Genomic DNA, 14,431 nt, shown 5'->3' with positions numbered 1-14,431 from the left:
TCAGCCGAGTTCGTTGCGGGCTGCGACAGCTCCGAGCCAGGCGAGGCTCGGCTTCGGCGTGCGCTCGAAGGTCTCCCGGTCCACCGCGACGAGACCGAAGGTCGGCTCCCAGTGACCCCACTCGAAGTTGTCGAGCAGTGACCAGTGCAGGTACCCGCGTACGTCGATACCGTCGTGCATCGCGCGCTGCAGGCCCTGGAGCGCCTCGTCCGTGTAGCGGATGCGCTGTTCGTCGTCGGAGGTGGCGATGCCGTTCTCGGTCACGAGCACCGGGACCCCCTGGGTGACATCCCACGCGTGACGCACAGCCATCTCGAGGGCATCAGGGCGGTACGCCGTCCCGACGAGGGTGTTGTCCGGGCGGTCAGGATGCGGGACGAGGCCGTCGGCGTCGACCTCCTGGCTCGAGTAGGCCTGCACGCCGACCCAGTCGTCACCGCGGCTGCCCTCCCAGAAGACGTCTTCCTTGCCGTACCGGATTTCGAGCATCCGCTCCTCGCCACCGGGCTGGGCGACGAGGGCGCCAGCCGCGATGGTCCAGCCGACCTTGGCGTTCGTCAGCTCTCGGACGATGTCGCGTGCAGCATGATGGATCTCAACGAACCTGCGACCGATGGCGGGGTCCGCGTTTGCGAGGAAGTTGCGGGATGAGCGCTTGCGGTCTTCGTCCGACTGCTCGGTGTCGACGGTCGGGCTCTGCCAGGTCGCGTCCTGCTGCTGGCTCATGCGCTGCATGGCGGTCATGATCGCCGCCTGCATGTTGGGCTCGTTCATGGTCGCGACCCACTGGACGTCGTGGAGTATGCCGCACGCCTCTCGGACGAAGCGGGTGAAGAGCTCGAGCGCATCCGGTGACGACCATCCCCCCTGTTCGGCGAACCAGTTCGGGGTCGTGAAGTGCTGGAGCGTAATGACGGGCTCGAGGCCGAGTTCCCGACAGGTGTCGATCATGCGGCGGTAGTGCGCGAGCTCCGCCTTCGAGAACCGACCGGGCAGCGGCTCGATGCGAGCCCACTCGAGCCCGAACCGGTACGAGGTGAGCCCGGCATCAGCGAGGAGCTGCATGTCCTCGCGATACCGGTGGTAGCTGTCGCACGCGTCGCCAGAGAGCTCCATGCCGGGCATCTGCTGCTCACGCACCCACCAGTCGCTGTTTACGTTGTTGCCTTCGATCTGATGGGGGGCGGTCGCAGCGCCCCACAGGAATCCAGCTGGGAAGTTCGTCATCGGACATCCTCGTTTCTTCGATCTGTGACCACGGCTTTGACAACCGGTTGCACGACCGTAGCATAAACTAGTGACCATCTACGACTTTGGGGGATGCCATGGCCGAGTATGCAAAAAGCGCGCGCATCCGCGCTGGGATCGTCGACGCCTGCGCCCGCGTGTTCAGGGAGTCCGGGTTCCACGGCACGTCCATGGCCCAGATCGCCCGCGACGCCGAGGTCAGCTACACCGGCCTCCTGCACCACTTCCCGCGCAAGGAGCAGCTCCTCACGGCGGTCCTCGATCTCGAAGACCAGCGGCGCGCAGCGTTCCTGCGCGCGCACCGCACCTTCGCGGCTGACGCCGACCCGGTGCAGGTGCTCCGCGAGCTCAGCACGATACTCCTCGACCGCAAGACGGAGCCGGGGCTCATCCAGCTCACGGCCGTGCTCGTCGGTGAGGCGACGAGCACCACCCATCCTGCCCACCAGCACTTCGCCGAGCGATTCACGAATATTCGCTCGTTCATGACCCGCCTGTTCACGAGCCTCCACGAGCAGGGGCGAACCTCTGGGCCGCTCACCCCAGCGGAGATGGCGGCCGTCACCATCGCGACCATCGATGGCCTCCAGACGCAGTGGCTGTTCGCCCAGGGTGAGATCGACACCGAGAAGCTCGTCCGCGGCGTGCTCTCGATGCTCGTGCCCGAGCTCGCTCAGGACGCCGATTGTGGCGAGTAGCTGAACCGTCGGACTATGACGCCGTCGCCGAGAGCTTCGACGCCGACCACGCGACCCGTGAAACCGCCGGCGACCTCAGTGGAGAGGTAGCGCCCGTCCACTGCTGCGAGCTCCTGGTAGAGGCCGGCGGACGACCACCCGAGGCTGATGGTGTCCGGTCCGATCCGGGATGCGGAGACGCGGTGCTGCGGCGCCACCCGGATCGACAGCGCAAGGTCCCCAGCCGGCAGCGGTGTGGAGTGCAGCACCTGCTCGACCTGCCCCACGACCATGTGAACCTCGAGGCGGCCGTGGAGTCGTCGCACTGCCACGCGGTGGAGCTCGTCGATGCGCACGCTGAGCGCCAGGTCGCCATCGGCGACGACGTCGACCGCCCAGGCGTGATCCTGAACTCGACAGGCGAGGAGAGCAGGGGCCTCCGGGGCGCCCTCAGCAGCCCGCGCAAGGCGCAGACCGCTGGCGCTCGGCTTGGCGAAACCGGTGGGATCCACCCCGGGCGCGACCCAGCGGGGGGCGAGGTCGTCTTCGCGGAACTCGTCGGTGAATCCGTGCTGGCCCGCGGGCGCCTCGAAGCGGGCTTCGTCGACGACCGGCCAGCCATCCACCCAATCGACGCCGACCAGGAACGTCTCCCGGCCGAGCACATGCCAGCGGGGGAAGGAGCCGAGCGGCCGAGTCCCCAGGTGCACCATCGCCCAGCTGCCGTCGACGAGCTCCACGAGGTCGGCGTGCCCGGTGGACTGGACGGGATTGCTGGTACTCCGATGCGTCAGGATCGGGTTGGCCGGATTCGCCACGTAGGGGCCGTCGATGGAGGCCGCTCGCGCGATGGTCACCATGTGGCCATGCCCGGTCCCCCCTTCCGCCGCGAGCAGGTACCACCAGGGACCACGTCGGATGATGTGAGGCCCCTCGATGTTCGAGCCACCGGTGCCATTCCAGAGAGCGACCACCTCACCGAGCGACTCGCCAGTGTGCGGGTCGATCGGCATCTGCGAGATCCCGCCTCGTATGACGTCGCTCCACGTCAGGTGGCAGACGCCGTCGTCATCCCAGGCGATGTCGGGATCGATGCCGATCGCACCAGGGATGCGAACGGGCGCGCTCCAGGGACCCGCCGGATCGAGGGCCGTGTACAGGAGGTGCCCCTCAGCGACGCTGTGGATGCTCGTCGTGATCAACCAGAATCGGCCCTCGTGGAATCGGAGCGTCGGCGCGTAGATCCCTCCGCTCGCCCCGTCGATCCCCGGCCGGACGTCGAGCTGCTCGCTCGTGGTGAGCGCGTTGCCGACCTGGGTCCAGGTGCGCAGGTCGGTGCTCTCGAAGATCGGAACACCCGGGAAGTACTCGAAGGACGAGTTGGCGAGGTAGTACCGATCGCCAGCCCGGCAGATGGTGGGGTCCGGGTAGAAGCCGGCGAGGATGGGCGCGCCGCTCATGCTGCGGCCGCCTCAGCGAGTCGGTGCCGCTCCTCACGCCGCGCGCGCTGGGCGATCGGGTCGGCGACGGGGGCCGCGAGAAGCAGCTTCTTCGTGTACGCGTGGTCTGGATCCTTGGTGACCTTCGCTGCAGGACCGGTCTCGACGAGATCGCCCCGATACAGCACCGCGACACGATGGCTGATGTGCCGCACGACGGAGAGGTCGTGGGAGACGAAGAGATAGGCGACTCCCGTCGCCCGCTGGATCTCGATGAACAGGTCGAGGACACGCTCCTGCGTCGAGAGGTCGAGCGCCGAGACGGGCTCGTCGCAGACGATCAGCTTCGGCTCGGGAGCGAGAGCGCGGGCGATGGCGACCCGTTGGCGCTGCCCACCGGAGAACTCCCTCGGGAGACGCTCGATCGCGTTCGAGGGAAGCCCCACCTGGTCGAGGAGCACTCTGACCCTCGATCGGGCATCCTTGGCGGTCGCGCCCTCGACGACGAGTGGCTCGGCCAGGATGTCGCCGATCGTCATCGATGGGTTCAGCGAGGTGTACGGGTCCTGAAACACCACCTGGATGTCCTTCGACAGCGCACGCCTTGCGCGGACGGGCAGGTGGTCGATCCGCTTGCCATCGAAGTCGATCTCACCGCCGGAGGGCTGGACGAGCCCGAGCACGGCGCGTCCGATGGTCGTCTTCCCCGAGCCGGATTCACCCACGAGCCCGAGACACTCTCCGCGTCCGACCTGCAACGAGACACCATGAAGGATCTCGACGGGCTTGGCCCGCCAACCGCGACCGGGGAAGGCGACCTTCAGGTCGCGAACATCGAGCAGCGTCATCGTGCGTGCCTTTCTCCTGCAGCCGCCACCGGCGGGTCTGCTCGAACGGTCTCCTCGTCGAGGATCGCTCCGAGCAGCATCTTGGTGTATTCGTGTTCGGGTCGCTGGAAGATGTCGACGGCAGACCCCGTCTCCAGGACCACGCCGCTCTGCATGACCGTGATCTTGTCGCAGACGTCGGCGACGACGCCGAAGTTGTGGGTCACGAGCAGCACGGCCATGTCGAGTTCTTCCTGGAGGTCTCGCAGCAGGTCGAGGATCTCGGCCTGCACGGTGACATCGAGTGCGGTGGTCGGCTCGTCGGCGATGAGCAGCTTGGGGCGGCTCGCGATCGCAGCTGCGATGAGCGCGCGCTGTGCCATGCCGCCCGAGATCTCGAACGGGTACGAGTCGAAGGTGCGCTGCGGGTCGGCGATCCCGCACCGCTGGAGGAGCTCCAGGATGGTGCGGCGCGCCTCCGCCTTCGAACCTCCGATCGCCGCCCGCACACCCTCCACGAGCTGCGCGCCGACTCGGAAGTTCGGGTCGAGGTTCGACATGGGCTCCTGCGGGATGTAGGCGATCTCGGTGCCGCGGACGGCACGCATCTCGCGATCCGTGAGTCCGATGAGCTCGCGTCCGTCGAACCTGATGGACCCGCCGACGATGACGGCCTCGGGAGGGAGCACGCCGAGCGTTGCGAACGCGGTCTGCGACTTGCCGGAGCCGGACTCTCCGACGAGGCCCATGATCTCGCCGCGGCGGACGTTCAGGGAGAGGCTGTCGACGACGACGTTGAGCTCGCCGCTGGGACTCGGGTAGGCGACCATGAGGTCCCGGATGCGCAGCAGGACGGCACGTTCGCCGTCGACGGGCTCCTCCTCTGGAAGGTCCTCGATGACCCGCTGCCCCTTGCCCATCTTGACCGGCTTCGGCTTCGACCCCTCGAGGGTGTCACGGAGGGCGTTGCCGAGCAGGACGAGGCAGGCGGTGATCACGCCGAGCGTGAGGCTCGGCCAGAGGAACTGCGTCGGCTCGATGTACAGGTTGCGGAATCCCGAGGCGATCATCGCACCAAAGCTCGGGATCTGCACAGACCCGACGCCGAGGAACGCGAGGCCCGACTGCACGGCGATCGCAGACCCCGCCATGAACGCGCCCGCGATGATGATGGGCCCCCTGATGACGAAGAGGACGTGGCGGCTGAGGATGCGGAAGTTGCCGAGCCCTGAGACACGGGCCGCGTCGACGTACAGCTCGTTCTTGACGCCGAGCACGAGGTTGCGCACGATGCGGTAGACGCCGGGAGCGAGGAGCACACCGAAGATGAGCATCGTGACCCGATAGTCGCCGCCGGTGACCGGCATGAGGATGATGAGCAGGAGCACGCCGGGGAAGGTCATGATGAGGCTGAAGAGCCATTCCGTGGCTCCCTGCAGTCTCCGGCCGAAGTAGCCGCCGACCAGACCGGCGACGACGCCGACCAGGAGCGCCATGCTCGTGCCGATGAGCGCGGAGATGCCTGCGGTGTTCACCGAGTGCAGCAGGCGCGTCCAGATGTCCCTGCCTGCCTCATCGCCGCCGAGCGGGTAGCCGGGCGTGCCCACAGGTGCGTTGACCATGCTCAGGTCGGCATCGTTCGGGCCGTGCTGAGTCAGCAGGGGCGTGAGCACGCCGAGCGCGAAGATGATGACGAGGATGGATGCGGTGACGACTGCCTGCGGGTCCTTGAGCAGGCGCCGCCAGATCGACGTTCTGGCGACGTCTGCGGCATTCTCGACGGTGGCGATGGTCTCGGTCGATGGGACGGAGACCGCTTCGGTCTTCGGAGGTTGTTCGAGACTCAATTGACTCTCGCTCTCGGGTTGAGCCAGCCGTTGGCGAGGTCGGTGGCGAGGTTGACGACGGTGACGAGGATGACGCTCCAGGCGGCGACCCCGAGGATGACGGGGATGTCGCCTTGCAGTGAGGCGTTGAAGGCGAAGCTGCCGTAGCCGGGCAGCGCGAAGACGTTCTCGATGATGAGGGCGCCTCCGAACATCTGGATGAACTCGAGCGACATGACCGTCAGCGCGGGTCCGCCTGCGCCTCGGAGCGCGTGCTTGAGCACGATCGACTTCGAGGAGATTCCTCGAGTCCGCAGAGTGCGGACGTAGTCTCGGCGCAGCTCGTCGATCATGCGGCCGCGGACCTGCGCCGCCATGTTGGCGACGCCGCCGATCGTGAGCACGATGACGGGGATGGTGATGCTGCGGACCCAGCCGCCGAGGTCTTCGGTCGGTGGCGTGTAGCCCGTGGCGGGGAGCCACTTGAGCTGGACCGCGAAGATCACGACGAGCCCAATGGCGAGCAGCAGGGCGGGGATGAGGTAGCCGACGAGCGAGATGCCCTGCGCGAAGCGATCGACGAAGCCCCCGCGGGAGGCAGCCCAGACGCCGAGCACGGTGGAGAGGAGGACGGTCAGCGCGAGTGCCGGCACGATGAGCGCCAGCGTGACGGCGAGGCGCTGCAGCACTGATGGCAGCACGGGCAGGCTGGTGTAGACGGACTGCCCGAAGTCTCCCTGCAGCGCGTGCAGCAGCCAGTCACCGTACTGGACGATCGCTGGCCGGTCCCATCCGCGGGTCTCCATGAGCGCCGCGACGGTCTCGTCTGTCGCGGAGGGGCCGAGGATGGTGCGGGCCACGTCCTCGAAGGAGGTGCTGAGCAGCATGAAGGTGATGAACGTGACGAGCAGCGCAAGGATGATGCCGGTGCCGAGTCGCCGAAGGATGTACGTGGTCATTGGTGCCTCCTGGGCTTGCGGGGCGGTGGGTGGACCCACCGCCCCGCGGCGCGTTACTCGGCGATCTTGAACAGGCGCCAGGTGGACAGCGTGTTCGCCTCGGCTTCGAACACGATGCCGTCCGTGGTCACCCAGTTGGAGCCTGTGAAGACGATGGGGATCTGGAAGGCCTGCTCGACGGTGTAGGCGTTGAGCTCCTTGTAGGTGGGCACCGCCTCCTTGAAGTCGATGGTGCTGTTGATCTTCGCGAACAGCTCATCGATCTTCGGGTCCGTGAAACCGCGCGGGTTGCCGAAGCCTGACGCCGAGAAGTTCGTGGCCGCATCGGAGGGGACCGAGCTGAAGCCCAGGATCTGGTACGAGAGGCCGTACTGGCCGGAGGAGACTGCGGACTGCGCCTGCTGCGGTGGCACCGTCACCCACTCGATCTCGAGTCCGATGTCGGTGAAGGCCTGCGACAACACGGGCTCAATGCTTGTGGTGAGGAAGGTGCTTGGGATCTGGAACTTCTCACCGGCGAAGCCAGCCTCTTCGACGAGCTTCTTGCCCGCTTCCGGGTCGTAGGCGTAGGTGTCGTCGAGGCCCTCGTCGTACACGTCGCTATAGGGACTGAACATCTGCTCGGTCACCCGGCCGGTGCCCTGATAGATCCCGTCGAGCACGCCCTGCCGGTCGATGGCCATGCTGATGGCCTGCCGCACTCGGGGGTCGCCGAGCGCGGGCCACTGCTCGCCGGCCCGGTCGAGGACATTGAGGTAGGCCACTGCCACCGCATCGATCGTGGTCGTCGTGTACTGCGAGGCGTCGAGCTGGCCGAGGAGCTGAGACTGCACGGTCGTCGCGTTGATCTCGCCAGACTGCAGCGCGTTGAATGCGGCAGTCGGGTCCTGGAGGACCCGGACGGTGATCGAGGAGTAGGGAATGCTGTCCGCGTCCCAGTAGTCGTCGCGCTTGGTGAGCACGTAGCTGCTGCCGGGCACCGTCTGAGCGGTGTCGAGAACGAACGGGCCGGAGCCGACGGGGTCGGTGGCGGTGCGCTCTTCGTCCATCGTGGCCGGGTCGCCGATGGCCCCTGGCCCCTGCGCGAGGTTCTCGACGAACTGCGGGTCGAAGGATTCGAAGGAGACCTGCACGGTCGTGTCGTCGACCGCAGTGACGTCGGTGACGAGCTTGAAGCGGGGCTGCACCTGGCCCGGCGTCTCCTTCGAGCGGAGCATCGTGGCCGCTACGGCCTCGGCGGTGACGGGGTCGCCGGAGCTGAAGGTCAGATCGTCGCGCAGCTTCAGGGTCAGCTGGGTGCCGTCCTCGTTGTACTCCCAGGACTCCGCTGCGTTCGGCTGCAGTTCGCCGCTCATCGGGTCGCGCTTGAGGAGTGTGTCGAAGAGCGCACTCCACACGAACATCTGCTGACCGTCCACGAGCTGCGACGGATCGAGGGAGTTCGGAGGGGAGACCGCGGAGACCTTGAGCTCGTGCTCGATCGGGCCACCGGTTTCCGCCGCGTCACCTCCGGCGCACCCGACGAGCGCGAGCGACGCGACGACGCCCGTCGCCAAGGCCGCCTGCCACCGGAATCGCCGGTTTTTGGGGGGATTGATGGGCATAATTCAAACTCCTTTGTAAGAATCCAGGTCACACATGCCGCCGCCGCTTTGTGGAGAGCGGCGACGACGTTGCGTTCAGTAAAGCACTCGTGTCGACTTTTGACAACCGATTGCCAGTTAGTTTTTCGAACCAATCGTGAAGCCGCGTTCATACGCGATTGCCTTGCTCGCAACCTCGTCGACAAACTCCGCGTCTGCAGCCAGGCGCTCGCTCAACGCGGCAACCAGCTCAGCGACCTGAGCCCCCGCCTCACCGCCAGGCAGACCCGGAACGAGCCCCCGCGCGGAGGCCGCAACCCACGCCGCCACAGCGGCCGCGCATCCGGACGCCGACCTCTGGGCCTCCCGCTCGAGCTCCGCCACGGGGACGACGCGGAGCCGCAGCTTGGTCGCAGAATCCGCCGCGATCTGCGCGAGGCGATGCTCGATACGCGGATTCTCGAAACGCTCGAGCAGTGCCCGGCGGTAGTCGACGACGTCGAGCTCCGCCGGCAGGTGGTGGGCCGCCTCGTCCCACAGCTGCTCGACTGCGCGCCTGCACACGGTGTCGCCGATGGCCTGCGCGACGGAACGATGTCCGCGGAGCTGACCGAGTGAGGCGAGCAGGGTGTGGGCTCCGTTGAGCATCCAGAGCTTCCTCGACTCCCACGGTCCGAGCTCGTCGGTGAATCGCGCCCCGGCCGATTCCCACTGCGGACGCCCGGCCGGGAACTCGCCTTCCAGGACCCAGTCGCGGAAGGGCTCGGCGACGACCGGTGCCCGGTCACCGTATTCCGCGCGAAGTCGCTCGAGCTCCTGAGGCTCCACGCGAGGAGTGATGCGATCAATCGAGGTGGAGACGAAGGAGACGTGCTCGGTGCACCAGTCCTCGAGACCGGGAACGACCCTCGCCATCTCGATGACCGCGCCACGGAGGACGGCCCCGTTGTCGGGGACGTTGTCGCACGAGATCAGGGCGAGCGGCCCGCCAGCAGATCGACGTCGCTCCTCGAGGCCAGCGACCAGTCGGCCAATCGCGGTCGACAGGGGAGCGATCTCGTCCCCCGATCGCAACGCGGCGAGGTCGGCCGCGACGTCGGCAGCGGAGGTGTCGAGCCGGCCGTCCGGCCGGACACGGTACCCCTGCTCCGTGATCGTGAGGGTGACGATCGCCGTTTCCTGGCGCGCGATGTCGGCGATCAGGCTGTCGAGGTCGCCACCCGGTCGTGCGCGCACGATGCTCGTCACGAGCGAAGCCGTGTCTCCCTCGGCTCGACGTTCGACCAGCGTGAAGAGTCCGTCCTGCTCCTCGAGCGCATCCGCGAGCTCGCGACTCCGACCGGTGTACGCGCTGATGCCCCACTCACTCGAATCCGCCGCCTGCGCGGTGTACCAGGCGGTGTGCGAGCGGCTGAAGGCTCCCAGCCCGAGATGGACGATGCGGATGGGCGGTGCTGGCTCCGAACGGACGAGGCTCTGCACCGGCTGGGCTGCGGCGGTCATAGCTTGAACACCCTTCTTGGTTGTGGGCCGACGAGATCGTCGATGATGCGGCCCGCTGTGCTGGCGGTGATGCGCTGCTCGCTGACGAGCCGCGCGAGGAACGCGGCATCGGCGCGTCTCGCCGTGTCGTGTCGTGCCGGGATGGAGAGGAAGGCGCGCGTGTCATCGATGAAGCCAGAGCCTCGCGAGAACCCTGCGGTCTCGGTGACCGCGGACCGGAAGCGCAACATGGCGTCCGGTGCGTCGAGGAACCACCAGGGAGCACCGACGAAGACGCTCGGATAGAAACCTGCCATCGGTGCGAGCTCCCGCGAGTAGACGGTCTCGTCGACGGCGAAGAGCACGAGATGGAGCGATCTCTCGAGACCGAATCGCTCCAGGAGCGGTCGGAGCCCTCGAACGAAATCGGTCTGGCGGGGGATGTCGTGGCCGGTGTCCGCACCGAAGAGCCTGTGCGTCTGCGTGCTGTGGTTGCGGACGACGCCCGCGTGGACCGTCATCACGAGACCGTCCTCGACGCTCAGCTGCGCCATGCGCAAGAGCATGTGTCCGCGGAAGTCCCGACGTTGCGTCTCGTCCGCGGTACCCGAGACGACGAGCTGGAAGAGCAGCTCGGCGTCATGATCCGAGAGGTCGACGGTGTGGGGATCTTCGACTCCGTGATCGGTGGAGACGGCGCCGTGACGGATGAAATGCTCGCGTCGAGCGCGCAGCGCATCGAGGTAGCCGCTGAAGGACCGTGGCTCCCCCGTCGTCTCGAGCAGACGCTCGACGTCTTCCGGGAAGCCCTCGCTGTCCGGGTCCAGGTAGCGGTCCGGCCTGAACGTGGGCAGGACCCGGCCAGACAGTCCGCTGCGCGCGATCGCCGCGTGATCACGCAGATCATCGAGCGGATCGTCGGTCGTCGCCAGCACCTCGATGCCGAACCGCTCGAACAGCGCCCGAGGCTTGAACTCAGGCGTCTCGAGCTTGGAGCGAATCTCGTCGAAGATGAGGTCTGCTGTCTCTGGGCCCAGCTCGACCCCGATTCCGAGGACTTCGATCAGCTCTTCACGAATCCAGTACCCCGTCGCTGTTCCAGCGAATTTGTCCCAATGCTCGGCGAAGAGTCGCCAGGCCGCTCGAGAGTCGACATCGCCGCCCCCGACCCCCAGTGCTCCTAGGTCCACGCCGGACGCGTGCAGGAGCCGCGTCACGTAGTGGTCATGCGTGACGAGCAGTTCCGTCGGGTCCACGAAGCGACGATCTTCGGCCAGCCATCGCGCTGGCACGTGACCGTGTGGAGAGATGATGGGCGCGCTCGCGATGCGATCGTAGAGATCGCGAGCGATGCTCCGTGTAGCGGGATCAGCCGGGAAGAGCCGATCGCGATCGGCCCTTGGAGCGATGGTCGTGCTTCCGGCGCTGGATGTTGCCGCGGGCGCTGTCGTCAGAGGCGAGTCGCCCTGCGCCGAGGCCTGACGCGATACCTCAACGGACATTCTGGCCCCCGCCGAGTTCAGCGTCGCGATGGGCGAGCCAGCGCGAACGCAGCGCATGCGCAGACGACTTCGGTCGCCGGTCACGAGTGAAGATGCCCTTCTTGTTGCCGTCGACGCGGAAGGCGCCGCTGACCGTCTGGAAGTCGGCGAAATTCCACACCTGCTCGCCCACGAGCGCTGGGATGCGATCGAAGACCCGGTGGTACATCGCGAGGAGATCGACCTGGAACTCCTCTGTCCACGGCTGTGCGAAGACCGAGTGCGTGCCCGAGAGCGTGTCTGCGCCGTACTCGGTCATCACCAGCGGCTTGCCGAGACCCTGCCACCCTTGCAGCTCCGTCTCGAGATGTGCTTCCGCGCTGCGCAGATCGCCGGCGTCGGCGTACCAGCCGTAGTAGCGATTCAGGCAGATGACATCGAAGAGGTGCGCGATCCTGTCCGTGTCGTAGGAGGCGAAGACGAGGTTGGCGTAGGTTACGGGCCTCGTCGAGTCGAGTTCGCGGGTCAGCTCCACGAGTGGCTGGAAGTACTCGAGCGCGCCCGCTTCGAACGACGCAGGTTCGTTGGCGATGCACCACATGACCACGCTCGGGTGGTTCTTGTCTCGTGCAATGAGTTCCCGGATCGCCTGCGCGTGCACTTCACGGATCTCATCGTGGAAGTTCCCCGGACCGAACGTGGTCTCCTTCGCGCCCGTGCTCATGCCTGCGCCGATAGCGAGGTTGAGGCCGACCGCCGCGGTCTCGTCGATGACGACGATCCCATGTCGATCGGCGTAGTCCAGCACTTCTTCGGCGTACGGATAGTGGGCGGTGCGGAACGAGTTGGCGCCAGCCCATTCCATGAGGCGGAAGTCGTGGACCATGTAGGCCAGGTCATGGCCCTTGCCCCGCACCGGGCTGTCCTCGTGCTTGCCGAATCCACGGAAGTAGAAGGGCTCACCGTTGATGAGGAACTCGGACCCCCGCACCTCCACCGTTCGGATCCCCACAGGAAGCACGTATTCGTCGATCACCTCCTGGTTGTCGACGATCCGAGCAGCGAACTCATACAAGTAGGCGTTACCTGGCTGCCAGAGGTTCACCTCTGGAATGGAGAGTGTTCCCGAGACTCCGCGAGCTGTGGCGACTTCGTGCCCATGCTCATCGCGCACGGCGACCTCGACCTGCGCATCGTGCGGACCATCGACACGGTAGCGAACGCTCCCCGTGGTGCCGTCGACGTCAGTGACGACTGTGATGTCCTCGATCGCGACAGTCGGCACGCTGAACAGCGAGACAGAGCGAGCGAGTCCGGCGTAATTGAAGAAGTCGTGCAGGTACTTCTGCGACCGACGCCCATCCTCTGTCGTGACAACAGACCCTGGCGGGATAGTCGTCTTGCTGAGTTCATTGTTTACGCCGACGGTGATGCGAATCACTTCGCCGGGCACTGCGAGCGTGGTCACGTCGGCTTCGAACGGCGTGTACCCCCCGACGTGCTCCGCGACCATGGTGCCACCCACATAGACACGGGCCTCGTGCGTAGCTGATTCGAAACGTAGGCGGATGCTCTGCCCTGACCACCCGCGTGGAACCCGGACCGTCCGCTGGTACCAGACCCAGCCCACATGGTCGCGGATCTCAGGGTCAGCAAATACGTCGTTGTAGCTAGCGGGAACGGGCGCCTCGAGATCAGTATCGAGCGAGTCGGCCCACTGTCCGCCCTCTCCATCGTCGAGTGCGAACTTCCACAAGCCATCGAGGCTGATGGCCTCTCGTGTCGCGGACGATTGTGGTCTCAGCATTGAGAACCCTCTCCTTCTCCTGATAAAGCTCCGTGTCGACTCCGACTCGTGATGAATCTCCGTGTCGACTCCGAGTAGTGAAGCACGGATTCAGCAACTCGTGCAACCGGTTGCCGAAATTTGTAGCCAGTGGGAAACTGCTTTTCAACGACCACACACCGAACCGGGGTGTGCATCCGCACCGCGGTGCGCAGCTGCCGCCGACCGCCATGCAGACGGAGGATGAGATGCGCGTTCTCGATACGCTCGGGGCAAGTATTGTGAACGGAGAACTGCAGCCTGGTTCTGTCATGACCCTGCGGCAGATCCAAGAGAAGTACGCGGTCTCGCGGACCGCGGCGAGGGACGCAACAGTCGTGCTCGAGTCGATGCAGCTCCTCGAAGCGCGCCGCAGAGTAGGCCTCACCGTCCTCCCTGTCTCCGCTTGGAATGCCCTCCACCCCCAGGTGATCTCGTGGCACATGGCCGGACAGGCACGTCGAGCTGAGATGCTCGCCCTTCAGCAGTTGCATGCGGCGATTGCACCAGCAGCGTGCGCCCTGGCGGCTCAGCAGGCTTCGATCAGGCAACGCATCGAGTTGGTTGAGGCCGCCGCAAGATTCGAGTCGGCGCGCTCGGAGAGTACTTCGATCGACGCGACATGCGTGACTCTGCACGGCATGATTCTCTCCTCCACGAGGAACCCGCTCTTCAGATCGATCGCCTCAACCCTCCCCCATCTCGCTTGTTCAACAGCGTGCCTTGCTGTCCCCTCAGGCACTGGTACAAAGTTAGGCGCGCATCTGCAGCTCGCTCAGTCCATCGCTGACGGAGACGTCTTGGCGTACAGCGCTCTTGGTGACCTGACGACACAGCCGAACCGCCCCTAGACCAGTCCGAAGCTTGGAACTCAGGCACTCACGTTGACGGTCAACGAAGCACCTGCTGCACCCCACCGCCGAACACGCTCTCAGTTCCACGTCCACACGCTGCCAGGGCTAGACATGCTCCTACGGCGCATCATGCGTTGTGCTCGGTGCGGTCGCCGGACCAGTCGGTGTGGAAGACGCCGTCGCGGTCGACGCGCTTGTAGGTGTGGGCGCCGAAGAAGTCGCGCTGCCCC

The 14,431-nt window shown here is 66.2% G+C and carries 12 protein-coding genes; 2 read left to right on the top strand and 10 right to left on the bottom strand.

Annotated features, from left to right (window positions below; translation table 11 throughout):
• Complete coding sequence (locus C5E07_RS16815; RefSeq protein ID WP_104300913.1) at positions 1-1,227, bottom strand: glycoside hydrolase family 1 protein; 1,227 nt, start codon at positions 1,225-1,227, stop codon at positions 1-3.
• A gap of 98 nt (positions 1,228-1,325) precedes the next feature.
• Here C5E07_RS16815 and C5E07_RS16810 point away from each other — a divergent pair, with 98 nt between their 5' ends.
• Positions 1,326-1,946 carry a TetR/AcrR family transcriptional regulator gene (locus tag C5E07_RS16810; RefSeq protein ID WP_104300911.1) on the top strand — a complete coding sequence of 207 codons (621 nt, stop codon included), beginning with the start codon at positions 1,326-1,328 and terminating at the stop codon, positions 1,944-1,946.
• Here C5E07_RS16810 and C5E07_RS16805 read toward each other — a convergent pair.
• From C5E07_RS16805 to uidA, 8 genes are all read right to left on the bottom strand, one after another.
• Positions 1,922-3,385, bottom strand: coding sequence for a glycoside hydrolase family 43 protein (locus C5E07_RS16805; RefSeq protein WP_104300909.1), 1,464 nt, complete (start codon positions 3,383-3,385; stop codon positions 1,922-1,924). The two genes, C5E07_RS16810 and C5E07_RS16805, sit on opposite strands and share 25 nt — an antisense overlap.
• Positions 3,382-4,212 (bottom strand): ATP-binding cassette domain-containing protein, encoded by an 831-nt coding sequence (locus C5E07_RS16800; protein ID WP_104300907.1) that lies wholly within the window; start codon positions 4,210-4,212, stop codon positions 3,382-3,384. The genes C5E07_RS16805 and C5E07_RS16800 overlap by 4 nt, the downstream gene beginning before the upstream one ends.
• Complete coding sequence (locus C5E07_RS16795) at positions 4,209-6,038, bottom strand: dipeptide/oligopeptide/nickel ABC transporter permease/ATP-binding protein (RefSeq protein WP_258064016.1); 1,830 nt, start codon at positions 6,036-6,038, stop codon at positions 4,209-4,211. The genes C5E07_RS16800 and C5E07_RS16795 overlap by 4 nt, the downstream gene beginning before the upstream one ends.
• A complete protein-coding gene (locus tag C5E07_RS16790; RefSeq protein ID WP_104300905.1) occupies positions 6,035-6,976 on the bottom strand; it encodes an ABC transporter permease in 942 nt (313 codons plus the stop codon). The genes C5E07_RS16795 and C5E07_RS16790 overlap by 4 nt, the downstream gene beginning before the upstream one ends.
• Before the next feature lie 53 nt (positions 6,977-7,029).
• A complete protein-coding gene (locus tag C5E07_RS16785) occupies positions 7,030-8,580 on the bottom strand; it encodes an ABC transporter substrate-binding protein (RefSeq protein ID WP_104300903.1) in 1,551 nt (516 codons plus the stop codon).
• A gap of 117 nt (positions 8,581-8,697) precedes the next feature.
• Positions 8,698-10,062 carry a mannitol dehydrogenase family protein gene (locus C5E07_RS16780; protein WP_104300901.1) on the bottom strand — a complete coding sequence of 455 codons (1,365 nt, stop codon included), beginning with the start codon at positions 10,060-10,062 and terminating at the stop codon, positions 8,698-8,700.
• Positions 10,059-11,450 carry a glucuronate isomerase gene (uxaC, locus tag C5E07_RS16775; protein ID WP_258064019.1) on the bottom strand — a complete coding sequence of 464 codons (1,392 nt, stop codon included), beginning with the start codon at positions 11,448-11,450 and terminating at the stop codon, positions 10,059-10,061. The genes C5E07_RS16780 and uxaC overlap by 4 nt, the downstream gene beginning before the upstream one ends.
• Before the next feature lie 82 nt (positions 11,451-11,532).
• Positions 11,533-13,329 carry a beta-glucuronidase gene (gene uidA, locus C5E07_RS16770; RefSeq protein ID WP_104300899.1) on the bottom strand — a complete coding sequence of 599 codons (1,797 nt, stop codon included), beginning with the start codon at positions 13,327-13,329 and terminating at the stop codon, positions 11,533-11,535.
• Positions 13,330-13,406: 77 nt separating this feature from the next.
• Between uidA and C5E07_RS16765 the strand changes: the two genes are divergently transcribed.
• The gene (locus tag C5E07_RS16765; protein WP_146080633.1) at positions 13,407-14,198 is read left to right on the top strand and encodes a FadR/GntR family transcriptional regulator; all 792 of its coding nucleotides are present in this window, start codon (positions 13,407-13,409) and stop codon (positions 14,196-14,198) included.
• A gap of 130 nt (positions 14,199-14,328) precedes the next feature.
• Here C5E07_RS16765 and C5E07_RS16760 read toward each other — a convergent pair.
• Positions 14,329-14,431: hypothetical protein (locus C5E07_RS16760; protein ID WP_146080632.1), on the bottom strand; the 103-nt coding region annotated here is incomplete at its 5' end.

This window comes from Pseudoclavibacter sp. RFBJ3 (assembly GCF_002931375.1).
Lineage (GTDB): Bacteria > Actinomycetota > Actinomycetes > Actinomycetales > Microbacteriaceae > Pseudoclavibacter.
The sequence above is the reverse complement of the archived record's forward strand: the minus strand, read 5'-3'. Positions and strand labels throughout refer to the sequence as shown.